This is a genomic window from Pyrinomonas methylaliphatogenes (assembly GCF_000820845.2).
Classification (GTDB): domain Bacteria; phylum Acidobacteriota; class Blastocatellia; order Pyrinomonadales; family Pyrinomonadaceae; genus Pyrinomonas; species Pyrinomonas methylaliphatogenes.
The window spans coordinates 167907-192224 of sequence record NZ_CBXV010000006.1 but is presented as its reverse complement, the minus strand read 5'-3'; the positions used below and the strand labels follow the sequence as shown (position 1 = coordinate 192224).

Below are 24318 nucleotides of genomic sequence, written 5' to 3'. Positions count from 1 at the left end.
GGCCTCTCTCTCCAAACGATGAGCTTTCACTGGCAGACTTCACACCCTTCATCCAACGAGCAGACGGCGCTGGTCGTCTCGCTCGGCACTTCTTCGGTCGTCTCGGGAACCGCGTGCGCGCTCGCCGCATCGAGCGTGCTCTTTTCGATCCCCGAAGCGGCCAGCGTGCGCAGGTAGTAGGTCGTCTTAAGCCCCATCTTCCAAGCCGTGATGTAGATGTCCGAGATATAGCGGCCCGAAGTGCTCGCCGTGAAGATGTTGACCGATTGACTTTGATCGATCCACTTACCACGGTGAGCAGCATGGCGGATGATCCATAGCGCGTCCATTTCGAATGCCTCTTTGTATTTGCGCCGCAGCCGCGGAGGTAGATCCGTGAAGCTTTGAATGCTGCCGTCGTGCTGTTTGAGTCGCCGGACCATCTCTTCGTCCCACAATCCGAGCCGCTTCAGATCTTCGACCAGATACCGGTTGATGACCGTAAATTCGCCGCTGACGTTCGATTTGACATAGAGGTTCTTGTAGATCGGCTCGATCGACGGGAAGCAGCCGGCGATGTTGGCGATGGTCGCCGTCGGCGCGATGGCCAAACAGTTCGAGTTGCGCATGCCGAACTGTCGGACGTGTTCGCGCACCGGTTCCCAGTCCATGCGCGCTCGCTTCTCCACGCCGGTCTCGATCCCGCGCTCTCGCTCCAGCATCTCGAGCGTATCGAGCGGGAACAGGCCGCGATCCCACTTCGAGCCGCGATAGCTCTCATACGCGCCGCGTTCGCGCGCCAGTTCCGATGAGGCGAGGATGGCGTGATACGAGATGAACTCCATCAATTCGTCGGAAAGCGCGACGGCGCGCTCGCTCTCGAAATCGCAGTCGAGCATGTAAAGGACATCCTGCAACCCCATGATGCCAAGCCCGACGGGGCGATGCTTGAGATTGGCGCGTTCGGCTTCCACGGTCGGGTAGAAGTTCAGGTCGATGACGTTATCGAGCATGCGCATGGCTGTTTTGACCGTGCGCTCAAGCTGCGCCCAATCGATCGCCCGGCCTGCGACGTGACGCGCGAGGTTGATCGAACCGAGGTTGCAGACGGCCGTCTCCTCGCGCGATGTGTTGAGCGTGATCTCCGTGCAGAGGTTGGAAGAGTGGACCACGCCGGCGTGATCTTGCGGCGAGCGTATGTTGCACGGATCCTTGAAAGTGATCCACGGGTGGCCCGTCTCAAAGAGCATGTTGATCATCTTGCGCCACAGGTCGCGCGCGCACACTTGCCGCCACAGCCGCATCTCGCCGCGCTCGGCGCGCCGCTCATACTCGAGATAACGCCGTTCGAAGTCGCGTCCATACGTGTGATGAAGATCGGGCGCTTCGTCGGGCGAAAGAAGCGTCCACTGGCCATCTTCGATGACGCGCTTCATGAACAGATCCGGGATCCAGTTGGCCGTGTTCGTGTCGTGCGTGCGACGGCGCTCGTCGCCCGTGTTCTTTCTGAGTTCGAGGAAGTCTTCGATGTCGTAGTGCCACGTCTCCAGATAGACGCAGGTCGCGCCGCGCCGCTTGCCGCTGCGATTGATCGCCGCCGTGGTCGCATCGACGATCTTGAGGAACGGCACGACGCCTTGGCTCGGGACGTTGGTGCTGCGGATCAGCGCGCCGGTGCCGCGGATGTTGGTCCAGTCATTGCCCACTCCGCCGGACCATTTGGAAAGCTGCGCGTTATCGCCGATGCACTTGAAGATGTGCGTGAGATCGTCTTCCACCGTCGTGATGTAACATGAGCTCATCTGCGGATGGGTCGTGCCGGCGTGAAAGAGCGTCGGCGTCGATGGGACGTACAGCAGCTTCGACATCAAGTCGTAGAATTCGATGGCGCGCCCTTCGCGGTCCGCTTCATTGAGCGCCAGTCCCATCGCGATGCGCATCCAGAAATGTTGCGGGAGTTCCAAGATCCGTTGCTCGTGGTCGCGCAGCAGATAGCGATCGTAAAGCGTTTGCGCGCCGATGAACTCAAAGAGCGAATCGCGCTCCGGAGCTAGGCTTGCGCTCAAACGTTCGAGATCGAATTCGAGAAGCCGCGGATCGATACGGCGAGCGCGCACGCCCGATTCGATGGCGCGTCTCAAATGTTGGCGATACCTGTCAGCGAACTCCGCGGCGAATTCGTCTACGCCGAGCACTTCTTTGCGAAGATCGTTCCACAGCACGCGCGCCGCCAGTTGCGAATAGATGGGATCGCGTTCGATGCGCGCGCGGAGCACAAGGACGATGGCGCGGTTGATCTCGCTCGCCGATACCCCGTCATACAGGTTCAAACAGGTCTCATCGACGATCTCCGCGACATCGATCTTGGCTTCGGGGAAGAGCGAGGCGTATCGTTGCACGTTCGCCTCAAGTTCGCTCAAATCGAAGGGGACAGCCGCGCCGTTACGTTTGCGAACGGTGATTTCGCTTCGCCGCAGTCGCTCCAGCAGTTCGCGCCGGCGCGCAAGGCGCACGCGCTCGCGTTCTTTGCGATAGAGGATGTATGCTTTGGCGACTTCGAAATGGCCGGCTTCGCTCAATTTCCTTTCGACCACGTCTTGAATATCTTCCACGCCGGGAAAGCTCTCGACGAAGCGCCGCTCCAGATCCTCGATCACTTTGTCGGTGATGGCGGCGATCTCTTCATCGGAGGCGGCCACTCTCGTGGCGATGAAGGCTTTTTTCATCGCCAGTTCTATTCTCGTGCGATCGAAATCGACGACCTCTTGCGTCCGTTTCTTGATCTTTTCGATGGGCATCTTCTTTTCTCCTAGGTGGATTGCTGGTCCGCGCCCTCAGTTGCGGAAAGCGAAGCGGTCTTTGAGTTCAAGGTCTTTCGGAGCGGGACAGGACGTTGATGCTCATCTACGGCGACGAGTATGAAACGCCCGCGCGTGCACAAATCGCGCTTGCCGGTGAGAAGCTCTTCAGCGTACATTTCAACCTCCACTGTGACCGACGTGCGCCCTGTGGCGATCACGCGCCCGGTGAGTTCGACGATCTGGCCTTGGCGAATGGGAGCTTGAAAGTCCACGCGCTCCGAACAGGCGGTCACCATCGTTTGCCGGGCGAAGCGCGAAGCGGTGATGAACGCGACCATGTCCATCAAACGCAAGGCGTGGCCGCCGAAGAGCGTCCCATAGTGGTTCGTTTGATTAGGAAAGACCATTTCGACGATTCGCGTCTCGCCCGCTTCGGTCTCTGCCAACATCTTTGCCTCGCCTCTGAAGATGAAAAAGCCCCGCCTTCAAAGAGGCGGGGCCACGCTTTACTTTCATCGTCTGCGAGCGCGCCCCTGTGCTATGTCGAGCCTTTTGGCGTGACCTCTTCCGGTCGGGATGGGGTGTGGCCCGACAACCGTAAACTCGCGATGGCGGAGCGTCGCCCGCTATCGAGACTCGCAAGCGCCTCCCCTCGAAGGCCTTTGCCTCTGGCGGTTTGGCAGGTCTCCTGGCTTTCTCGATCCCCGATCGGCCTTCCCATCCAGCGGACAGTGGCTTTCGAGATCGGGGACTTTTATCTCGCCGCACGCGAGATCGAGATCACAGTTGCGGGGCAGCTTCCGATTTGATGTCGCCGCATCGCACGGAATTCCCTTTTCACCCTCTACGGGGCACCAAACCGCATTCGTGTTTTAAAGAACGAGAGCGCGCATGAATATAGACGACGGCGTCACCATAGTCAAGGGGGATGGCGTCGGTGGATACAACAGATTGTGCCAGCGGAAGATGGAAGTTCAATTTGTAGTGGGCGTCTCCGCATTGGAATCCAAGCCGCGTAACGGGTTATCGTAAAGGCGCGATGGGCGCATACGTCTTGACGAGAGTGAGCTTTTCGAAGGGGCGGCTCTTGGGGCTGATCTGTTGCGCGCTCGTGTTTGGGGGCGCGAGCGCGGCGCAACGCAAAAGCGCTGCGCCGCTTGGAGTTTCAACGCTCGTCGTGCGCACGCAGCCGAACGCCGTCGTTTGGTTGAACGACGTGCGCTGTGGCGTCACCGATGCGATGGGCGCGCTCATCATCCGTCGCGTCCCGCGCGGCGCTTACACTTTGCGCGTACGAGCTCGCGGTTTCAAGGAGAAAGCCTTGCAGGTGCGCGTGCCAACGCGCGGTCCGGTGCGCGTCATCCTCGTGCCGACGGACGATGAAGCGGAACTCGCCTTTCAACAAGCCGAGGAGCTCCGCGAGAGGGCGAAGAGCGAAGATGATCGACGCCGCGCCGCAGAGCTTTACCGTCAGGCCCTCAGATTGCGACCGCGTTTCGCGCAAGCTCACGTCGGGCTAGCGCGCGTCGCCATGGAGCTTGGCGAATACGATGCGGCGCTCGAAGAGATCAACGCGGCGCGTCGCGTGCGGCCCATCTATCCGGAAGCCTCGGCGGTCGAAGGTCGCATCATGCGCGCGACGGGCGATTATGTGGCCGCGCTCGCTGCTTACCGGCGCGCGATCCGCGAAGGGCGAGGGTTCCAACCTGAAGCCTATACCGGCATCGGGCTGATCTTCGAGGATCAAGGGAAGTATGAAGAAGCCGCAGCGTCGTTCAAACGCGCCATCGCGCAGCTCTTCGATACGGAACCCGCACTCTACCAGTTGCTCGGCGCAGCGTATGAGAAGATGGAGAGGTATAAAGAGGCCATCGCCGCCTACGAGAAGTACTTGGAGCTTGCGCCCAATGGGAGCTTCGCTCCAGCGATTCGTTCCATCATCGAGCAATTGCGTCAGCAAGCGGCGGGCAAGCGGACGCTTCCGTTTTGACTCGATGGTTGTGAAGATGGCGAAATCAGAGTGTGCAGTAATAGAGGGGAGTCGATGACCATGCAAAGGGTTGTGCGGGCGCCGCGCGGCGCGCAACTGAGTTGCAAAGGGTGGCACCAAGAAGCAGCGCTGCGCTGTTTGATGAACAACCTCGATCCAGAGGTCGCCGAGCGGCCCGAAGATCTCGTCGTCTACGGCGGGCGTGGACGTGCGGCGCGCGATTGGGCGTCGTTCGAGGCGATCGTGCGCGAGTTGCAAAGGCTCGAAAACGATGAAACTTTGCTGGTCCAATCTGGCAAGCCCGTCGCCATCTTTCGCACGCATGACTGGGCGCCGCGCGTGCTCATCGCCAATTCCAACTTAGTCGGCGCGTGGGCCACCTGGGAACACTTCCACGAGCTTGAGCGTAAGGGTTTGATGATGTACGGTCAGATGACCGCCGGCTCTTGGATCTACATCGGCACGCAGGGCATCGTGCAGGGGACGTTCGAGACGTTCGCCGCGATGGGCGAAAAGCATTTTGGCGGCGATCTTTCCGGCAGACTCATCGTCTCGGGGGGCATGGGCGGGATGGGCGGCGCGCAGCCGCTGGCGGCGACGATGAACGGCGCAGTCTTCCTCGGGATCGAAGTGGAGCGCGAACGGATCGCGCGGCGCGTGCGCACCGGTTACTGTGATCTGCTCGTCGAGGATTTAGACGAAGCGTTGCGTCTGTGCGAAGAGGCGCGTCAGCGGAAGCGCGCCCTTTCGATCGGCCTCGTCGGAAATTGCGCCGAAGTTCTTCCCGAACTGGTCCGGCGCGGCGTGCCGATCGATGCCGTCACGGATCAGACGAGCGCGCACGATCCGCTGAACGGTTACGTCCCGGCTGGGTTGAGCTTGGAAGAAGCGGCGCGGTTACGTGAGCGCGATCCGCAAGGTTACGTCAAACGATCTTTGGAATCCATCGCGCGGCATGTCGAAGCGATGCTCGCTTTGAAGCGGGCTGGAGCCGTCGCTTTCGACTACGGCAACAACATACGCAAGCAGGCTTTCGATGCTGGCGTCGCGGATGCTTTCGAGATTCCGGGATTCGTGCCCGAATATATACGCCCGCTCTTTTGCGAGGGGCGCGGTCCCTTCCGCTGGGTCGCGCTGTCGGGCGATCCGCGCGACATACAGCGCACGGATGATTTGGCGCTCGAGCTTTTCCCTGAGGATCGAACGTTGACCCGGTGGCTGCGGTTAGCGCGCGAGCGCGTGAGGTTTCAAGGGTTGCCGGCGCGCATCTGCTGGCTCGGTTACGGCGAACGAGCGGAGATGGGCGAAGCGATCAATGAACTGGTCCGGCGCGGCGAACTTCAGGCGCCGGTGGCGATCGGGCGCGATCATCTCGATGCCGGATCGGTCGCCTCGCCTTTTCGCGAAACGGAGGGGATGAAGGATGGATCGGATGCGGTCGCCGACTGGCCCATCTTGAACGCATTGCTCAATACCGCGAGCGGAGCAAGTTGGGTCTCGTTCCATCACGGCGGCGGCGTCGGCATAGGCTACAGCCTGCACGCCGGACAAGTGACGGTCGCTGATGGCACGGACGAAAGCGCGCGTCGGATCGAGCGCGTCCTGACGAACGATCCTGGTTTGGGCGTCGCGCGCCACGTGGATGCCGGTTACGATGAGGCGATCGAGACGGCTCGGCAGAAGGGGATCAAAATCCCCATGCTTTAAATGCAGGGCTTGCGTTTGACGGATCTAGAAGCGCCGCGAAAGATGCGCTTCCGTTCTATTCAGCGCGGCGTCGTGCTAAGGCGAGCGAGTGCGCCTTGGCGAGAGATCTTTAATTGATCGCCGCGCAGCGATTGATTCACTGCGACGGCGCCTTTTCGAATAGTCTTTAAGGACGGAGGGATTAGCTGAAACTTGCTCGATTTTGCAGTTCAAACAGCGCGCGAGGCGGGGCACATCTTGGCCGAGCGCTTCGGGCGCGTCACCGAAGTTTCGCACAAAGGTGAGATAAATCTCGTAACGGAAGCGGATCTCGCTTCCGAACGCTTCATCATCGAACGCATCAAAAGCTACTACCCGCGGCATGCCATTCTCGCGGAAGAGTCAGGCGCGTCAGTCGAACGCGGGAGCGATTACGTTTGGATCGTGGATCCGCTCGATGGGACGACCAACTATGCGCACGGCTATCCGGTCTTCGCCGTTTCCATCGCGCTCGAATATCGAGGCGAGATCGTGCTCGGCGTCGTCTATGATCCGATGCGCGACGAGTTGTTCGCCGCCGAGCGCGGCGCGGGCGCGACGTTGAACGGCAGAAGAGTGCGCGTCTCCGATGTCGAAGATTTAAGCAAAGCGATGCTCTGCACAGGATTCCCCTACGACGTGCGCGAACGCGGCGAGTTAATCGGCCACTTTCGAAATTTCATCATGACGGCGCAGGCCGTCAGACGTGATGGCAGCGCCGCGCTCGATCTCGCGTATGTCGCTTGCGGGCGCTTCGACGGCTTCTGGGAAGAAGGGCTGAATCCGTGGGATGTGGCGGCTGGAGTTTTGCTCGTTGAAGAAGCCGGCGGGCGTGTGACCGATTATGCAGGGCATCCGTTCTCGAGCTACTACGCGCCGGTCCTTGCAAGTAATGGATTGATCCATGAGGCGATGATGCGCGTGCTAGCTCCGACCTGATCTGCCGATTGAACGAGCGAGCCTGCGGTTCTTTGACGCAAGTTTTCAGGGCGTAGCGAACGTTCTTCTTATGCGCACGCAACGTTCGAGTTCATCAGCCGCTTCGAGCACTTTCAAACGAAGATCTGGATCGAGCGAGTGTTCTCGCTCGAGGAACTTTTGCACGATCGTCATCGCGCGTTCATCGCATTGACCGCCGATGAAGGCGGCGAGCCAGTTGTTGACGAAGAAGATTTTGCGCGTCCGTTTCAAGCGCGGCAGTTGTTGCAATGCGGGTTCGAGATAAGGCAAGGTAAGTTCCGCTTGATGGATGGTGTTGAAGGAGGGGAGGCTCGCTTCGATCCAGCTTTCAGGTAGCTTCTCATCATTCAAGTAGGCGTTGAAATACTCGCGCTTCACATCTTCGTCTTTGCGCGCAGCGCGCGCAGCGTAAGCATAGCGCCGACCATCGTCCGTTCTATCCTGACGGCTCTCCTCCTCGAGAAACGCAGAAGCGTCCGGGTCATCGCGCGCGAGAAGAGCTGTGATGATCGCGAAGCGGTCGCGCGAGCGCAGCGTCATCCCGGGAATGGAGACTTCGCCGCGCAGTAGCCTCTTGAGGAAACCGCGACCGGCGTCGGTCATCGCCACTGCTTGGAAGGCGCGAAAATAGGTGATTCGCAATCCCAGCGACGGGGCGAGTTGCGCCTGTTCTGCGAGAAAAGATTCCAAGCGCGGGGCGATGGCGCGCTGTTGCGCGTCAGAGAGATAGCGATTGAAAGCGATCTGCATGCGATTCAAGATGCTCTGGGCCGTCACCTCATCGCGTTCGCGCGCAAGCAGCTTGAGCCCAAGCTCGAGATACCTCATCGGTGCCAGCTCGGCTTCGCGCACGCTATCCCAGAGCGCGCCCCACAACAGCGCGCGAAGGAAATCATCCTCGATCGCGCCGAGTCTTTCGATCACCGCTTCGCGACTCTCTCGATCGAGCAGAAAACGGCCATAGCCGTAGTCTTCGTAGTTGGCGAAGATGTATAGCGGGCGAGGGAGTCCCGTCGCTTCGGGCACGGGCGTTTGTCGAGCGTCTTCGAGCATGACGGTCAGCACCTTTGGCGCAAGCGGCGCATCATAGGCGAGAAGAAGCTTCAGTCGCATCGGCCACATGCCGCCTTCGTTGAGGATGTCATGTTGAGTGAGCGTAAGTTTGGCGATGCGCCCGCGTTGGTCCAACGCCAGACTGACGCGAACGTCAGCCATGCCGCGCTTCTTCACCCAAGCCGCAGCCCAGCGGTCGAGTTTGCGCCCGGAAGCGCGTTCGAAGGCGCGCACCAGATCAGACCAAGTCGCATTGCCGAAGGCGTATTCGTTGACGAACGAACGGATGGCGCGCTGGAAGACCTCCGATCCGAGGAAGAACTCGGCCTGGCGAAGCATCGATGGGGCTTTGCGATAGACGATGTTGCCGTAGGCTGATTTAGCTGCCGAAAGGTTCGCGATCTCTTGATAGATCGGCGTCGTCCCCTTGGTCGCATCGGTCGCGTAGGCAGCCGGTTTGGTCCTTTGATAGAAGGCTTTCCAAGCGTTGCTATGTGGCAAGAGCGCTTCGATTGCCTTATAGGCCATGAAGGTCGCAAATCCTTCTTTGAGCCACAGATCGTCGAACCAACGCATCGTCACGAGATCGCCGAACCATTGGTGGGCTGCTTCATGGAAGATCACTTCGGCGCGCGACAGTAGATCGTTGGCCGTCGGGTCGGAAGGGAAGAGGATCGCCTCTTCGCGTAAAAAGGTCGCGCCCGCATGTTCCATCCCGCCGTAAGCGAATTCGGGCACGATGACCAGATCGTATTTCTTGAACGGATAGGGATGAGCGAAGTAGCGAGCGAAGAACTCCAAGGCCTCGCGGTTCAAACGGAAGATCTCATCCATCTCTTTGATCGCGCGCTCGCGCCTTGATCGGCGCACGTAGACGCGCGTATCGAATGGTGACTTCTCATCGCGAAATTCGGCGAATGGGCCAGCGGCGAAGGCGAAGAGATAGGTGCTGATCGGCGCTGTCTCCGCGAAGCGGACCTGCTTTACGTTCGCTTCGGACGAAACGCTCTCCGGATCGGTGTTCGAGATGATCTGCCAATCTCGCGGTAGCGTGACGCGGAGGCGGAAGCGGGCTTTCAAGTCGGGTTGATCGAAACAGGGGAAAACGGTGCTGGCATCGGCTGGCACGAAGAGCGTGTAAAGATATTCGCTGCCATCTTCATGATCGATGTAGCGCGTGACGGCACTGCCGGAAGCGCTGATCGGCGATTCAAAGGCGAGCTTTATGATGTTCTCCCCCGCGGTCAGATGTTCTTGTGAAATCGCGATGTGATCTTGGACGTGATTGACCGTGACGGCGCGACCGTTAACGATGAGGTCCCATACGCGAGCCGGTGAGCGACCTTGGCGAGGATCGATGCGCCAGTCGAGTATAAGTGGGCCGGTCACCCTATCGAGCGTGACGCGAATCTCCTCCTCGCCGCGAAGGTTTTCGGCCATCGGACTCAGCTCTATGCGCAGGTCGTACCGGACGTGGCGGTAGCGCGCGGCGCGAAACTCTGCCAGTTCGCGGCTTATTCCCGGTTCGAGCAGCGAAGAGGATCCCGCAGCATAGATCACGGTGCACATCGAAAAGAGGCACAGCAGTGGGACGAGGAGTTTCATCGAACGCTCAAATGGTGCGCGTGTAGTGGTCTATCTTCGCCGGACATCATTTTACGGGAGAGCGATGCCCATTGAAATCGTAAACGATATTCAATCGCAATGTCCCATCGCCCGTCTCGGCGCGAATGTCTTTGACGCGCGCGCGCAAACTGCCGCCTGCGGCTTGTACCGGTAGATCGAGGGCTAGCTGCTCGCCGTGCAGGATCGCGATCGGATTGACTCGCTCGTTAAGCGCGCGTTGCACTAGAAGCGTGATCAGCCCGGCGAACGCGGGCGAAATACCTTCGGGCGAGACGCCTTCAACGTTGAGTTGCCCGTAGAGTATTTGTCGAGTCGGGTCGAAGCGAAGTTGGAAATCGGTTTGCGCCGAACCGCGGAAATTCAGGCAACGCCCGAAGACGTTGTAATTGCCGACGAAAGCGAGAGGGACGGCGATCTTACCATCGGTCAAGCGAACAAAGGTGCGCGTGTTCGTCCCCTCTGGCATGATGGTGATCTGGCTCGGGCAAGCGCTGTCCTGAACGCCGATAAGTTGCGGCGCGCTGCCATTCGCCGCTAGGCGGAACGTCGGCGCGCCGATCTCTTTGAAGATGGTCTCGAGTGCCGAATTGAAGAATCGTTCGTCGAACGTGATGTGGGCGACGGTTGAATCTTCGCCCTCGTCGAGATGGGGCGGAGGCAGATCGGGAAGCTTTCTCGCGTAAAGAGCATTGGCGAGCAGAAAATAGACGAGCGCCCCACCGACGAGCGCGCCTAACAGGAGAACGAGCGCATATCTCATCTGCTATCCTCCTCGTAAGGTTTGCGGCGCATAGACCGCAAAATCATTCGATATCCGCCATCATCGAAGGCGATCGCTTTCAGCCTCGCTTTCGGCGCCGAAAGCGGTCGCGAACCGTTCATCGGCCTGTCGGCGACGCGGTCGGCGATGGTTGCGCCGCGGCTTGCGCGATACCTTGTAATGTGGCGCTTATCAATGCGGCGAGCGCATCGATCTGTTGCTTCACCTGTTCGCCGGATACGCGCGCGAAGCCTTGCGGGACCTCGAAGAGTTTCGGATCCGCCGCGATCCTGAGATCGCGCATCTCGGCGACGATGCGCACGCTTTTGACGCCTTGCACTTCGCGTTCGGCTTCGGAGAAGAGTTCGGAGCGGAGCGGAAGCCCGGTCTCTTTATCGACGTAGACGAAGTTCTCAGCCTGCACATTGCCCGCCTGCGTGTCGGTGCGCGTCGTCGTCGCATAGCGATACTTGATGACGGTGCGCCCATTGATCTCCTCTTCGCCGACGCGCTCATAACCGCCGCGCCGTCGCAGTTCGTCAACCATCTCGCTTGGCGTCATCACGCGGGGCACTTCGAACCCGATCGTTTCACGATTCAATTCGACGTACTGTCGCCGATCGGGCAAGAGGAGGTAACGTTGGTCGCCGCGGTCCAGGTAGATGACCTGTTCACCGTTAGGCAAGCGGAAAGCGTAACGCCGATAGTCGCCGTCGCGCGACACTTCGAAAGTCAAAGGCGGAATGCCGAGCACGCGCTCGCTGCCCGCCGTTTGGGCCGTCAAGGTGACGGTCGCGCTGTAGGTGTCCGGTTCGCGCGCTTCGATCGGCGGGCTCGGCGATTCGACTGGACCGGCATAGGTGTTGGCGTTCGTCGTGCTCAGGTTCGCATTGTTGATCGGCGTCTGTTGCTGACAGGAGTTGAAAAACGCGACGATCGCGACGAAGATCGCGAAAAGGTTAAAACGTGACATGGTCCTTCTCCTCAAATAGGCTTCGTACTGCGGGGGAAGGTGGATTGGGGGAAGCCGTCTGCGAGCATATCACGCTCGGATCATTCGATGGAAGAGTGAGGCAGAGTTGACGGAACCGCCCGAAGCGCCGAGCTGCGGAAATGGCGGAAGCGCAAGATTCGCCTTGCGCTCGGGCGGCCCGGCGCTTCTCAGAGGGCGACTATTTGGACTTAGCTTTCGGCTTGCTGGGCGCGGTTCTCCGTCGCGGGAGGTTGAGCGGTTGCGGATTGAAGCTTTTGCGCCGCCGCTTTCTTCTTTTTCTTCCTCGGGCGCGATTTACCGTAAGTGCCGCGGAAGAGCTTCCCACGCCTGGTCCGCAAATCTCCTTTACCCATTCAATCTCCTCCTAATCGGTCGCGTTAGTTTGGAAACCCATAATTATCAACATGGGAATGGCGAAAGTGCAAGGCGAAAGGCTCATCTTTCGATCCTCGATTGGGGGCTAACGTTTGAGTTCGATTGGCCTGTTCTTCGCGCGAGGCGGCGGCGCTCTAATCGCCGCTTCTGTTTCGAAGCGCGCGCGCGTTTCGTTGCAATCCGGCGAGTTTAGCTCGTTTGATGGGGCTGCGGCGGAACCGCGCGACATACGTTTCATGATCCATCGCGATCACTTCAGCAAGCGGCAACGTCGTTTGTCCGTATCGCGGTTCGAAGCGCGGCTCATCGGTCGGTTTTTCGAAGCGATTCCACGGGCAGACGTCTTGGCAGATGTCGCAACCGTAAAGCCAACCGCGCAAATTGCGCGCGATCTCCTCGGGGATTTGTGCGGCGCGGAGTTCGATCGTCGCATACGAGATGCATCGGTTCGCATCGACTACGCGCGGTTCGACGATCGCCCCGGTCGGACAAGCTTCTAGGCAGAGCGTGCAGGTGCCGCAGTGATCTTCTGCTGGACCAACGTCTGGTTCCAGCTCCAGATTGAGCAGTAGTTCGCCCAAGAAGACCCATGATCCATATTCGCGCGTGATCAGATTCGAATGTTTGCCGATCCAGCCCAATCCGGCGCGGACGGCCCACGCTTTATCCATCGTCGGCTGGGCATCGACGCAGATGCGCCCTTCAGCCTCAGGCCATTCGGCTCTGATCCAATCGAGCAGCGTGCGCAATTTGTCGCCGATGATCTCATGGTAATCGTCGCCCCAAGCGTAACGCGAAATCTTCCCTCGATCGGGATCTTCATCATGCTCGTGGGGCGTGTAGTAGTTGAGCGCGACGACGACAACCGATTTTGCCGAAGGCAGAAGATGGCGCGGATCCGCGCGGCGTTCCGTATCGCGCGCCATCCATTGCATCGTCGCGTGAAATCCACGCGCCAACCACTCCTCGAGCCGCGCTCGCTCTTCGGTGAGCGGTTCGGCGCGTGCGATCCCGACTTTGTGAAAGCCCAGATTGAGGGCGCGCTCGCGAATCTTCGCCGCGCGCGTTCGAGGGGAAGCGTCTTTTGAGATCGTTCCCTGCATCCAACTTCGGGTTCGAGTATAACAGAAGCGAAGGCGCGATGGCTGGCGAATTTTGGAACTTTTCCACGCCTCGCGGGGAATTATCTGACGAAAAGGCGATCCGATGGCAGCCGAAATTCTCAGCGATCAGGACCTGCTTCGGCGCATGGCCGCGGGAGACGAAGAGGCTTTCGTGACGCTCTACAGGCGGTGGAGCGGTTGTGTTTACCGGTTCGCCCGTCAGATGAGCGGCTCGACTTCGATTGCCGAGGACGTGACGCAAGATGTCTTCCTGGCGTTGATCCGCGAGGCGGAAAGGTTCGATGCGGATCGGGGATCGTTTCCGGCTTATCTTTACGGGATGACGCGAAATCTGGTGCGGCGTGCCATCGAGCGCGCGTCATCCTTCGTGACGATGCAAGATGGCGATGGCGCGCTCGATCAGGTCGAAGCGGGCGATCTGTTTGCCGAGATGGAACGCGCCGAAACGGTTGCGCGCGTGCGCCGCGCGATCCTCGCTTTGCCCGTGCACTATCGCGAAGTTGTGATCCTTTGTGATCTGCATGGGATGAGCTATGCGGAGGCGGCTGCGGCGCTGGGATGCGCAGTCGGAACGATACGTTCGCGGCTCAATCGGGCGCGTGCGTTGCTCAGCGAAAGATTGGGCTCTTCCACAAGCGCTCCGGTGGAGACGAAGAGATGTTACGCTTGAGGTGCAAAAAGTTCGCTTCGTCAGTGCACGATCTGGTGCGCAATCGCCCGGCGGACGCTGAACGATTCGAAGCTGCGCTCGCGCATGCTGCCGAATGCGCAGAGTGCGCGCGGCGACTCGCGAGCGCGCAAGCGCTTGCGCTCGCGCTCCACGGGCTGGCGGTCGAAGATGAGCGTGATGGCGTGCCGGAAGAACTAGAACGAGATCTGGTCATCGCCTTCCGCCAGCATTTCGCTTCGAAGGAGCGTGTGGCGATCGGATCTCTTCCGGCAAGAGCGCGATCCTTGCGCTACGCTTGGCTGTTGGCCGTTTGCGCTCTATTTGTCACCGGTCTCCTCATCGCATACAGACAATCGGGATCGAATCGGTCACAGTCCGTTCAGGATGAGCGTGCGGCGCGGGCCGAGCGGCATGAGTTGCGGGCAAGCGGGTCGCCCGCAATCGAGTCCGTCGTGCCTGAGAAGGCCGTTTCAAAGAAGGGTTCGCTCAATGTGGTGAGGAAAGGAGTCAGAAGGGGCGAATCGCTTCGGCAACGGAGAGAGCGCGCGCCGGGAAGAAGAGCGATCGATGGGGATTCGATCGCTGGAGAGATCGCGACGGAATTCATTCCGCTCGTGCCGCCTGAACTTCTCCCGTTCGAGAGCGGTCAGATCGTGCGCGTAGAGCTCCCGCGCGCGGCTCTGGTCTCTTTAGGGTGGCCGATAAACGCAGAGCGATCCGGAGAGTGGGTGAGGGCTGATGTCGTCATCGGCGCTGATGGACTGGCGCGTGCCGTGCGGTTTGTGCGTTGAAAGCTAGTCAATCGAACGGAGGCATGAAACTTATGAGACTGTCGAACTCGACCCCATGTGTGAAGAGATATGCCGTCATGATCTCATCTTTATTGCTCGTGTCGTTTGTCAGCTTCGCCAAAGCGCAGGATCAAGGGGCGAAAGGCTGGCCGCCCGAGAAGCGGTATGTCAGCGTTCAGACCGGCCCAGGTCCGGCCAGTGGAACATTCGTCTTCATCTCATCCGAGATGAGCTTCAATAAGATCGTCAAAGGCGCCCCTTTTGCCGCGGAGGAAGTGACGGAATCGGTCCAGACATTAGCCGACGGGAATCGCATCGCGCGGCGTTCGACGGCGACCATCTATCGAGATGGCGAGGGGCGCGTGCGGCGCGAGCAGGTGTTGGACATGATCGGCCCGTTTCCGGCGAAAGTTGAGCCGCTGCATCTGATCTTCATCAGCGATCCGGTGGCGAAGGTCAACTACATCCTCGACCCGCGAACGAATACGGCGCGTAAGCACGCTTTCCTCGAGTTGCCCAAAGACCTCGGTCCGATGAGTCCGCCGCCGCACGGTGAGGGGAAGCCGGGGCCGGATGCCACGCCTCTACCGCCGCCCGGACCGATCTCTACGATCACGGCGGTAGGACCAAGCGAAAAGTTCGGTTCCGAAGAGGTCAAAAGCGAATCGCTCGGCAAGCAGGTGATCGAAGGCGTCGAAGCCGAGGGCACGCGCCTTACGCTGACCATTCCGGCGGGCGCGATCGGGAACGAGAGGCCGATTGAGGTCGTCTTCGAGCGCTGGTATTCGCCCGAGTTGCAGATGGTCGTGATGACGCGACACAGCGATCCGCGTTTTGGTGAGACGACCTATAGATTGACGAACATCAAACGCGGCGAGCCGGATCGCTCGCTTTTCGAGGTCCCTTCCAACTACACGATCGAGGAGTTGCCGGTGCCGCAGAGGGAGTTTCGGATAAAGAGGCGCGGTTGATCGCCTTCAGCTTCGGGCGGGCAACGATTGAACAAGGGGGAAAGCAATCAGCGAGAAGTGGGGGTGGTGGCGTCAGCCACCGCCCCTCTTCAATGACGAGCGGTTTCAATTTCAGTTGCTCGTATGGTCCAGCGCCGTTTCGACCTCTCCCGTCAAACGATCGTCGAACGAGGCGAGGATGGCGTTGCGGCGTTCGATCGTTTGGGCGATGATCTCGGCCAGTTCGTCGAAGTTGAACGGTTTGGCGATGACGCCGTCGACTAGGTTCCTCTCTTCCGTTTGGGCGAGGGCGTCATACCCATATCCGGTGACGAGGATGATGCCTATCTCCGGTTGATGGCGGCGGATGGTACGCGCCAACTGCCAACCATCTATCTCGGGCATCGAAAGGTCGGTGAAGACTAGATCGAAAGGCTGCGTGGCCAGCGCGGCGAACGCGGCGTGTCCGCCGTCTACTTCGACGACGCGATGGTTCATTGCGGTGAGCATATCGGCGAGCGTTTCGCGCACGGCTGGATCATCATCGGCGACGAGTATGCAGAGCGATTCTGTCATCTCTCGCCGCCGCTTGCGTCTCTTCGGGGCTGTGGCGCAGGTGGCCGGAAGTTTGATGGTGAAGGTCGTGCCGCGTCCGACTTCCGATTCGACTTCGATCAGGCCGCGGTGGCGTTCGATAATCCCATAGCTGACGAAGAGACCCAATCCGGTCCCATGCACGCCTTTTGTTGTGTAGAAAGGTTCGAAGATCCTTTCGAGGGAGTCGGCAGGGATGCCGATCCCCTCATCGCTGAATTGCAGAACGATCTGATTGTCGCGCCGTTCGCCTGAGATGGCGAGACGTCCGCCGTTCGGCATCGCGTGGATCGCGTTGATGATCAGATTGACGAAGACTTCGCGGAGTTCGGAAGCGTTGCCGGCGACGAACAGATCGTTCGGCATCTGCATCTTCACATCGTAGTTCACGCCGCGCGCATGAGCCTCGTCTTCCCATTGTGTGCGCGTGATCTCGATGGCGTCGAGCACGAGCAGGGCGACGTCGAGCCGTTCAAATCTCTCGAGCGGAGATTGGCGAGCGAAGGTTTGAATGCGACGGGTGATGGCGGCGGCGTCCTCGGCGGCGGTTTGAATCACATCCAGGCTTTGAAGGAGCTTCGGGTCGTCTATATAGCGGCGCATCAGTTGAGTTCGTCCGAGGATCGCGGCCAGCGCATTATTGAAGTCATGCGCGACGCCGAAGGCGAGTTGGCCGAGCGCGCGAAGCTTTTCGGCCTGCGCCAGACGTTCGCGTTGTTGCTTCTGTTCGGTGATATCGTGAGCGAAACAGAGGATGCCGGTGATCTGCTCATCGACGCGCAGCGGGGTGCAGGTGACGAGCGCGCTGCGCACGCTGCCGTCGGCGGAGCAATAGCGCGCTTCATAGGACTGCGATTGACCATCGAGAGTCTTTTGGATGCAGCGCCGCACGAGCTCGCGATCATCCTCGTGGATGAAATCGCCGATATGGCGTCCGATCAATTCATCCCCCGTGCGCCCGATCAGTTCGAAGACGGCGCGATTGCCCCACTGCACGCGCCCTTCGGCATCGGTGGCATAGATCGCTTCGCGTGAGGTCTGCAGGACGCTGAGCAAAAGCGCCTGTTGCTGCCGCGCCGTCGCTTGCGCTTCGCGCAGTTCGGTCAGATCGCGTGCCGTGCAGATCACTCCGTTGACTTGCCCGTGCTCGTCGAGCAGAGGTTCGGCTATGACGAGGAGCGGGCGGACAGAGCTTTCTAGAATGTACTCTTGAACGATGCGACGCTTTTCATGGAAGGTTCGTTCGACGAGACAGGTCTGATCGGCGGAGCGCAGAACGTCGCAGCAGCGACGTCCGATCAGCAGGTGCGGCCATGAATCTTCCAGCGCCGCTCCGGCGCGGTTGACGCGCGCGAGCCTCTTCTGCGCGTCGAAGATGAAGATCCCATCGGACATCGCATCGAAAGTCACTTCCCATTCGCGTTTGGCATGGGCCACCATGCCGAACGTCTCCGCATGCGCGATCCCCGTCGAAAGTTGCGCGGTGACGGCTTCGATCAACGTCAGTTCGTCTTTGCTCCAACGCCGCGCGCGGTCGAGTTGATAGATTGACAGGATGCCGCGAAAGTTCTCTTGGATGATGAGCGGATAGAAGATCGCCGCGCGCGCGCCGCATTCCGTGAGGATCTGACATGCTTCATCGCGCTCGCCGTCCGTTCTCAGTTCATCGAAGATGAGCGGTTGAAGTTCAACTTTCAAGCGTCGCCGGATCGATTCCACGAGATGCCCCTCGCTTTCCGGTCGAGCGCTCGTCCCATCGGTCGCGTATGTGTATTCGTGGAGCAGCTTTTCGGAATTGGTTTCATACAAGCTCAAGTGCACGCGCGACACTCCGAGCGCACGCCCCAGCTCATGGGTCGCCGTGTGAAGTATCTCGGGAAGATCGAGCGACGCGCGAATCGTTTGGCCGAGGCGATTGATTAACGCTTCGCGCATGGAAGCGGCGTTGGCCTGCTGGTAGAGCTGAGCTTGGCGGATGGCTAAACCTGTCTGTTCGGCGACGGCGCAGGCGAGCGCGATATCCATCTCGCTCCAGCGGCGCACACATCTGACGGTCGAGATGGCGAAGGCGCCGTGCATGTCTTCGCCCACTTTGATCGCCGCGTAAAGCACCGAGCGGATCCCAGATTTGAGCAAGAAACGTTCGTAGATCGAGCTCAGTCGTGGATCGTTAGCGGCATCGTCGCTGGCGAGGAAGCCTGCGGCTTTGATCTGCCGGCGCAGTTCCTCGAGATCTTCTAGCTTGTATTCGCGTATCGGCGGGGCGACGCAATCCACGGAGTATTCGGCGACGGCGCGCACGATCCCGCTCTCCTCATCCGGGATGAAGAGCACACAGCGATCGGCTTCGAGGATCTGGCCCAGTTCCATGACCGCTGCGCGGAACACCTCTGCCGGATCGAGCGATTGGTGGACGGCGCGCGTAATGCGCCCGATGACGGCTTCGCGTTCGAGTTGGCGGGCTAGGTGTTTCTCGAGCAGCTTTCGCTCGGTGATGTCACGCGCGATGCCGCGTTTGCCGATCACCTCGCCGCGCGAATCGTGAATCGGCGTGGTGATCACTTCGAGATAGCGGATCGATTGATTGGCGTCTATGATGCGGTGAACCCCTCGCTCGGATCGTTCGCGTTGCTCAGCCTGAGGTGCCTCCTGCGGCGTGCCGAAGAGCCGCTCGGTCGGCGTCCCGATCAATTCCGCGGTCGAGCGTCCGAAAAGGAGCGTCCCCGCGCGATTGATGCTCGTCAACCGCCCATGACGGTCTTCTGTGAAGATGATGTCCGCCGCTTGTTCGACGAGATCACGGTAGTGGCGCTCGACGCGACTCCTTTCGACGAGGCGGGCCGTTTTGATCAGAAGCTCTTGAAGGCGAAATGGCATTTCGAGGAAATCATCGGCCCCGGCTTCGAGACCTTTGACTCCCGCTTCGCTCGCCGAGTGGCGCGCGCTGGCCAGAAGCACCGGGATGCTGCTCGTGTGCACATCCTCTTTGAGGCGACGACATAGTTCGATGCCATCCATGCCGGGCATGACCACATCGCTGATGACCAGGTCGGGATTGACCTCGCGCGCGCGCTGGAGCGCCTCTTCGCCGCTAATTGCTCCGATGGTGCGATAGCCTTCATTCTGTAACAGTACGGTCAGGACTTCCAGAGTCTCTGGCTCATCGTTGACGATGAGCACCGTGGCTCGACATGCTTGATCGTTCATAAACCCGTGGCTGTTCGATCTGCAGGTTAACTCGAAGCCGGTCTCGGTGAACGCTATCGCGTTCGCTTCATCGCAGGAGCTTCGCCCGATCGCGATCATGAACCGGGCGCGAGGGATTCGGCGCGCGATGAAGGAAGAGAAGAGCGGATCCGGATTTTACCCATAGCGATATTGACGCGATTTTAAAGAATCCTTTGAGACGTCGCCTCGGACGAGAGATGATCGACTTCGAGGAGAACTCCCGCTTTGCCGCGATCTGAAGCGAAAACGCCGCAAAGCGGGGGACAGTATAGCAAGTCGCGTGGCGGTTTGTCATCACCTTGATGGCGAAACTCGGATGCCTGATGATGCGCCTGAAGGTTCTGAGTCGAGGCTTTCAAATTCACGGTGTCGCGCCGTTCTTCTTGCTCTGCGGCGCGTCGCTTTTAGCGAAATACCCCTGTCGGTAGGAGAGTTGTAACTTCTGCTTGCGGAGTTCGGGATTGACGATTTCGATGCGCACGCGACGATAGGAGCCATCGCGCCGCTTGTTCGTTGGTGAATAGGCGACGAGATACTGCGAGCGCAGCTCCTCTTGGATCTGCGCGAAGGCGGCGTGCAACTCCCTCTCATCGTGCGGGAAGAAGGCGCGCCCGCCGGTGTTTTCAGCCAATTTCCGCAGCGCCTTCTCATCTATGCCGAAGTTGTAAAGGTCGCCGATGCCGATGACGTAGATCGAAGTCTCCGTTTTGATCGCTTGATCGATCGCTTGTTGGATCTTGTAGCGGCTGCTCGTATCCTGTCCATCGGAGAGGAGGATGATCGCGCGTCTGGTCCGATCGGATGTCTGCGCCAGAACCTCATCGCAGGTCACCCAGATCGCATCCCAGATGGCCGTCGTCCCTTCAGTCGTGTGACCGGAGATGGGCGGCGTCCCCGGCACGGTCATCCCTCCGCCGACGTAACCTGCGGGCACAGATAGACTGACGCGGTCGATGGCGCGTTGGATGCGTTCGACGTTGCTCGTCAATCCCTGCTCGAGCGTCGCATCGCCTGTGAACGAGATGACGGCGACTTCGTCCTTGTCGGGGCGCATGACCGAGCGGACGAAGGCTCGCGCCGCCATCTTCTCCACGGGCAGCGTCAATTCTTGCGAGAGGCTCGTATCGATCAAGATCGCGAGCGAGAGCGGGCGTTCGGTCTGCCGTTCAAAGGTGAAGATCTCCTGCGGGATGTCATCTTCGTAAACGCGAATGTCGTCGCGTTGCAAGGTGGTAACGAACCTGCGATTCTTATCGCGCACGCTGAAGAGCACGTTGGTCAGATCCGTTTCGATGCGCACGACCTCGTCTTCGCCGACCGGCTCGCCTTGTTGTGTTGGACGTTGAGGCGGATTTTGCTCTGGACCCGCGGGCTGTTGAGAGCGTCCCGCCTGTTCGGAAGACGTTTGAGCAGAAGGCGCTTCGACGCGGCGCGGGCGCGTCACGTGTGTCGGATCTTGCGCGGCGGATGCATCGAGCGCGAGAGAGAGGATGGCGAGCGCGATTAAAGCGATGGAGAGACGAGGGTTCTTGCGATCCATCCATAATTTCGGCGATCCACGCTCGACGTTCATCTTCTACCCTTTCATTGCGCGCTGGCGCTATCGGCAGTTGCTGTGTAGCCGCGCCGCGTGCGCACCTTCCACCCGTCGCGATTGTTCACGAGCTTCACCTCGATGCGGCGGAAGCTGCCATCGTAACGGTCGTTGCTCGGGCGATAGGTGATGATGTATTGCGAACGCAGCTCGTGCGCGATGCGCGAAAAGGATCGCTCCAAAGCCAGCATGTCGCCCGTAAAGAAGGCGCGCCCGCCGGTCTCTTCGCAGAGCCGTTCGAGATCGCGATCGCCTTTGTCGGCGACGGTCCCCGCTTCGACTCCGGGGACGACGCCGGAAAAGCCCGCTTTGGTGGAGATGGCGAAGACGAGCGTCTCGGTCCGCTGTGCGATGTCGATGGCGTCGCGCAACGTCGCGCGGCTGTAAGTATCATCGCCATCGGTGATGATGACGATCACGCGGCGGCCCGGCACGGAACGCATCTTCTCGTTGCAGAACTGCCACACGGCGTCATAAAGCGACGTTTGCGTCCCCGGCTTCTTGATGCTGCGGATGGCTTTGTCAACCAGATCGTAACGGTCGGTGAAATCTTGCAGAAGCCGCACCTCATCATCGAACGTCCCGAGGGCGACCTTATCGCGGCGGGGGCGTGCGATCGTGTAGATGAAGTTGAGCGCCGCCTCTTGTTCGAATTTCAGTTTGCCTGCCGTCGAAGCCGAAGTGTCCAAAAGCACGGCGATGTAGAGCGGAAGCGACTCGCTGCTCTCCGTGAAGCTTTCGATCTGCTGGGGCTGTTTGTCTTCGAGTACGAGGAAATCGCTCTGCTTTAAACCTGACACCGGTTGCCCTTTCTTATCGAGAACCGTCACGGGAAGCTGCACGCGGCGGATGAAGACGCGCTCGACGCCTTGCCTGTCTTGAGTTTGCGGGCCTTCGTCGGGCGGCGCGGCGGCTTTCGATTGTCTGTTCTGCTGCGCGGACACCGCTTGCGCCAATAGGACGAGTAGGGTTGCGGACAATCTGATCGCGCTCTTCATAGCTACTTCTTCGTTGGCGAAGCGACCTGAGAAGCGTTCGCAACTGTGATGCCTGCTGATTCGCGGCTGTTGCTCGTAAAGTATAGCAATGATCAAGCTCGGCTTGAAGTCAGCGCTCGAGTTTTCCGCAGGAGAGTGGCCGCTCGATCAAAGATGCGGAGTCGAGCGCGCGCTTCGATCGAACGGCCACGCTTCAAGCCTTTCAAGCTATCCCATTCGCGCTTGTTACTGATAATAGCGTCGCGATTTCATCCGCGAGCCTCTCTGTTATATGCTTTGGCCGATTCGTTCTTTGCATCTCTGCGAGATTCAGGGGGAAATCGAATGCGCTTGAGGATCCTTTCCGTCTTCGCTTGCATCCTTATGGTTGGACTGATCCACGGGCAAGATCGAAACAATGAAGCGACCAGAGCGCTCCATGCCCTTTTCGATGCCGAGTGGGATTATCAAATGGAGCAGGACCCGGTTCGCGCTTCGTTGCTCGGCGATCGACGTTGGAACGACCGTTGGCGGGATGTGAGCCTTGACGCGATCCGCAAACGGCATGAGCATTACAAGGAAGTGTTGGCGCGTTTGGCCCAAATAGATCGTCGCCAATTGTCGCCTCAAGATCAGCTCAATTACGACCTCTTCAAAAAGCAGTATGAGACAGAGGTCGAAGGCTTCAAATATCAGTGGTACTTGATCCCGCTCAATCAGCGCAACGGCATTCAGACGGCGGATGAACTCGCCGATTCGCTCCGTTTCGCCACCGTCAAGGATTACGAAGACTGGATCGCGCGTCTGCGCAGCTTCCCGCGCTACATGGATCAGACGATCGCGCTCATGCGCGAAGGCATACGCGCGCACATGCTGCTTCCTAAGATCATCATGCAGCGCGTTCCGGCGCAGATAGACAAGCAGATCGTCGCCGATCCGCAAGAGAGCCCATTCTACAAACCTTTCAAACGTTTCCCTGATTCGATCCCGCCAACCGAACGCGAGCGGCTCGCGCAAGCGGCGCGTCAAGCGATCGCCGAGAACATCATCCCTTCGTTCAAAAAGTTCAAAGAGTTCTTCGTCAGTGAATATTTGCCCGCGTCGCTCGATCAGGTCGGCATCTGGCAGCTTCCGAACGGCGAAGAGATGTACGCCTATTTCGCGCGTCGCTACACGACGACCAACCTGACGCCGCGCGAGATCCACGAACTCGGTCTCAACGAGGTTCGGCGCATTCGGGCCGAGATGCAACGGATCATCGATCAATTGGGCTTCAAAGGTTCGTTGCAAGATTTCTTCCAATTCCTGCGCACCGATCCGCGCTTCTACTACAAGACGCCGGAAGAGCTGTTAATGGCTTACCGCGCGACGGCCAAACGGATCGATCCCAATTTGGTGAAAGTCTTTCGCCGGTTGCCGCGCATGCCGTATGGCGTCGAACCCATCCCGGAGAAGATCGCGCCCGACACGACGACCGCTTATTATCAAGAGCCAGCGGCGGATGGCTCGCGCGCCGGGACATACTACGTCAACCTCTACAAGCCCGAGACGCGCCCCAAGTATGAGATGATGGCGCTCAGCCTGCACGAGGCCGTGCCCGGTCATCACTTGCAGATCGCGCTCGCGCAAGAATTGGGAGAAGTGCCGAAATTCCGGCGCTACGGCGGTTATACAGCCTTCATCGAAGGCTGGGGGCTGTATGCCGAATCGCTCGGCGACGACATGGGCCTTTACGACGATCCGTACTCGAAGTTCGGGCAATTGACCTACGAGATGTGGCGCGCCGTTCGCCTCGTCGTCGATACAGGGATGCACTACATGCACTGGACGCGCGAGCAGGCGATCAATTTCTTCAAGGAGAACGCTGCGAAGACGGAACTCGACATCACGAACGAGATCGATCGTTACATCGCGTGGCCCGGGCAAGCGCTCGCCTACAAGATCGGCGAACTCAAGATCAAGGAACTGCGCGCGCGCGCCAGCCGCGAACTCGGCCCTGATTTCGATATACGCGAATTTCATGACGTCGTGCTCGGCGCCGGAGCCGTGCCGCTCGACGTTCTAGAGCGCAACGTCAACGATTGGATCGCGCAGAAGAAAGGGCAAAAATGATGACCGGTCTTCATG

At 59.5% G+C, this 24318-nt stretch carries 16 protein-coding genes, 1 pseudogene and 1 riboswitch; of the genes and pseudogenes, 7 read left to right on the top strand and 10 right to left on the bottom strand.

The genetic code is table 11. The annotated features are described in order from the left end of the window. Window positions 1-26: 26 nt before the first annotated feature. Both PYK22_RS09095 and PYK22_RS09090 read right to left on the bottom strand, forming a co-directional pair. Window positions 27-2777, bottom strand: coding sequence for a ribonucleoside-diphosphate reductase subunit alpha (locus tag PYK22_RS09095; protein WP_060635507.1), 2751 nt, complete (start codon window positions 2775-2777; stop codon window positions 27-29). A gap of 11 nt (window positions 2778-2788) precedes the next feature. Further along, complete coding sequence (locus PYK22_RS09090; RefSeq protein WP_041976389.1) at window positions 2789-3229, bottom strand: acyl-CoA thioesterase; 441 nt, start codon at window positions 3227-3229, stop codon at window positions 2789-2791. 212 nt (window positions 3230-3441) lie between these two features. After that, window positions 3442-3654: riboswitch (cobalamin riboswitch) on the bottom strand. Between the two features lie 165 nt (window positions 3655-3819). Here PYK22_RS09090 and PYK22_RS09085 point away from each other — a divergent pair. From PYK22_RS09085 to PYK22_RS09075, 3 genes are all read left to right on the top strand, one after another. After that, the gene (locus tag PYK22_RS09085) at window positions 3820-4770 is read left to right on the top strand and encodes a tetratricopeptide repeat protein (protein WP_041976386.1); all 951 of its coding nucleotides are present in this window, start codon (window positions 3820-3822) and stop codon (window positions 4768-4770) included. Window positions 4771-4830: 60 nt separating this feature from the next. Continuing rightward, window positions 4831-6477, top strand: coding sequence for a urocanate hydratase (gene hutU, locus PYK22_RS09080; RefSeq protein ID WP_041976632.1), 1647 nt, complete (start codon window positions 4831-4833; stop codon window positions 6475-6477). 192 nt (window positions 6478-6669) lie between these two features. Further along, window positions 6670-7434 (top strand): inositol monophosphatase family protein, encoded by a 765-nt coding sequence (locus PYK22_RS09075; RefSeq protein ID WP_041976384.1) that lies wholly within the window; start codon window positions 6670-6672, stop codon window positions 7432-7434. 45 nt (window positions 7435-7479) lie between these two features. Here the strand turns inward: PYK22_RS09075 and PYK22_RS09070 are convergent, their stop codons facing one another. The 5 genes and pseudogenes from PYK22_RS09070 to queG form a co-directional block, all read right to left on the bottom strand. Beyond that, on the bottom strand, window positions 7480-10113 hold the full coding sequence (locus tag PYK22_RS09070) for a M1 family metallopeptidase (RefSeq protein ID WP_041976381.1): 2634 nt from the start codon (window positions 10111-10113) through the stop codon (window positions 7480-7482). A 46-nt stretch (window positions 10114-10159) separates the two neighbouring features. After that, window positions 10160-10894: a hypothetical protein gene (locus PYK22_RS09065; RefSeq protein WP_041976378.1), complete on the bottom strand. Its 735-nt coding sequence runs from the start codon at window positions 10892-10894 to the stop codon at window positions 10160-10162. A gap of 118 nt (window positions 10895-11012) precedes the next feature. Next, complete coding sequence (locus PYK22_RS09060) at window positions 11013-11867, bottom strand: LolA-like protein (protein WP_041976376.1); 855 nt, start codon at window positions 11865-11867, stop codon at window positions 11013-11015. A gap of 293 nt (window positions 11868-12160) precedes the next feature. Next, window positions 12161-12241, bottom strand: a pseudogene (locus tag PYK22_RS18035) (30S ribosomal protein THX); the annotation flags it as partial. A 156-nt stretch (window positions 12242-12397) separates the two neighbouring features. Then, window positions 12398-13366: a tRNA epoxyqueuosine(34) reductase QueG gene (gene queG, locus PYK22_RS09055; protein ID WP_041976372.1), complete on the bottom strand. Its 969-nt coding sequence runs from the start codon at window positions 13364-13366 to the stop codon at window positions 12398-12400. Window positions 13367-13469: 103 nt separating this feature from the next. Between queG and PYK22_RS09050 the strand changes: the two genes are divergently transcribed. The 3 genes from PYK22_RS09050 to PYK22_RS09040 are packed head-to-tail and all read left to right on the top strand — an operon-like array spanning window position 13470 to window position 15819. Continuing rightward, window positions 13470-14057: an RNA polymerase sigma factor gene (locus tag PYK22_RS09050; RefSeq protein WP_041976369.1), complete on the top strand. Its 588-nt coding sequence runs from the start codon at window positions 13470-13472 to the stop codon at window positions 14055-14057. Next, window positions 14045-14848 carry a hypothetical protein gene (locus PYK22_RS09045; RefSeq protein WP_157770781.1) on the top strand — a complete coding sequence of 268 codons (804 nt, stop codon included), beginning with the start codon at window positions 14045-14047 and terminating at the stop codon, window positions 14846-14848. The genes PYK22_RS09050 and PYK22_RS09045 overlap by 13 nt, the downstream gene beginning before the upstream one ends. 32 nt (window positions 14849-14880) lie before the next feature. After that, window positions 14881-15819: a hypothetical protein gene (locus PYK22_RS09040; protein ID WP_157770780.1), complete on the top strand. Its 939-nt coding sequence runs from the start codon at window positions 14881-14883 to the stop codon at window positions 15817-15819. Window positions 15820-15930: 111 nt separating this feature from the next. Here the strand turns inward: PYK22_RS09040 and PYK22_RS09035 are convergent, their stop codons facing one another. The 3 genes from PYK22_RS09035 to PYK22_RS09020 all read right to left on the bottom strand — a co-directional run bounded on the left by PYK22_RS09035 (window position 15931) and on the right by PYK22_RS09020 (window position 22212). After that, the gene (locus PYK22_RS09035; protein WP_041976361.1) at window positions 15931-19599 is read right to left on the bottom strand and encodes a response regulator; all 3669 of its coding nucleotides are present in this window, start codon (window positions 19597-19599) and stop codon (window positions 15931-15933) included. A gap of 382 nt (window positions 19600-19981) precedes the next feature. Continuing rightward, the gene (locus PYK22_RS09025; RefSeq protein WP_083437738.1) at window positions 19982-21193 is read right to left on the bottom strand and encodes a VWA domain-containing protein; all 1212 of its coding nucleotides are present in this window, start codon (window positions 21191-21193) and stop codon (window positions 19982-19984) included. Between the two features lie 11 nt (window positions 21194-21204). Further along, window positions 21205-22212 carry a VWA domain-containing protein gene (locus PYK22_RS09020; protein ID WP_041976354.1) on the bottom strand — a complete coding sequence of 336 codons (1008 nt, stop codon included), beginning with the start codon at window positions 22210-22212 and terminating at the stop codon, window positions 21205-21207. 324 nt (window positions 22213-22536) lie between these two features. Here PYK22_RS09020 and PYK22_RS09015 point away from each other — a divergent pair, with 324 nt between their 5' ends. Next, window positions 22537-24303: a DUF885 domain-containing protein gene (locus tag PYK22_RS09015; RefSeq protein ID WP_060635505.1), complete on the top strand. Its 1767-nt coding sequence runs from the start codon at window positions 22537-22539 to the stop codon at window positions 24301-24303. The last annotated feature ends 15 nt before the right edge of the window (window positions 24304-24318 follow it).

Coding starts and splice junctions, on each gene's coding strand:
- PYK22_RS09050 (WP_041976369.1), top strand. CDS start 13,470: ATGGCAGCCGAAATTCTCAGCGATCAGGACCTGCTTCGGCGCATGGCC.
- PYK22_RS09045 (WP_157770781.1), top strand. CDS start 14,045: ATGTTACGCTTGAGGTGCAAAAAGTTCGCTTCGTCAGTGCACGATCTG.
- PYK22_RS09070 (WP_041976381.1), bottom strand. CDS start 10,113: ATGAAACTCCTCGTCCCACTGCTGTGCCTCTTTTCGATGTGCACCGTG.
- PYK22_RS09040 (WP_157770780.1), top strand. CDS start 14,881: ATGAGACTGTCGAACTCGACCCCATGTGTGAAGAGATATGCCGTCATG.
- hutU (WP_041976632.1), top strand. CDS start 4,831: ATGCAAAGGGTTGTGCGGGCGCCGCGCGGCGCGCAACTGAGTTGCAAA.
- PYK22_RS09085 (WP_041976386.1), top strand. CDS start 3,820: ATGGGCGCATACGTCTTGACGAGAGTGAGCTTTTCGAAGGGGCGGCTC.
- PYK22_RS09020 (WP_041976354.1), bottom strand. CDS start 22,212: ATGAAGAGCGCGATCAGATTGTCCGCAACCCTACTCGTCCTATTGGCG.
- PYK22_RS09095 (WP_060635507.1), bottom strand. CDS start 2,777: ATGCCCATCGAAAAGATCAAGAAACGGACGCAAGAGGTCGTCGATTTC.
- PYK22_RS09015 (WP_060635505.1), top strand. CDS start 22,537: ATGCGCTTGAGGATCCTTTCCGTCTTCGCTTGCATCCTTATGGTTGGA.
- PYK22_RS09025 (WP_083437738.1), bottom strand. CDS start 21,193: ATGAACGTCGAGCGTGGATCGCCGAAATTATGGATGGATCGCAAGAAC.
- PYK22_RS09065 (WP_041976378.1), bottom strand. CDS start 10,894: ATGAGATATGCGCTCGTTCTCCTGTTAGGCGCGCTCGTCGGTGGGGCG.
- PYK22_RS09060 (WP_041976376.1), bottom strand. CDS start 11,867: ATGTCACGTTTTAACCTTTTCGCGATCTTCGTCGCGATCGTCGCGTTT.
- PYK22_RS09035 (WP_041976361.1), bottom strand. CDS start 19,599: ATGAACGATCAAGCATGTCGAGCCACGGTGCTCATCGTCAACGATGAG.
- PYK22_RS09090 (WP_041976389.1), bottom strand. CDS start 3,229: ATGTTGGCAGAGACCGAAGCGGGCGAGACGCGAATCGTCGAAATGGTC.
- queG (WP_041976372.1), bottom strand. CDS start 13,366: ATGCAGGGAACGATCTCAAAAGACGCTTCCCCTCGAACGCGCGCGGCG.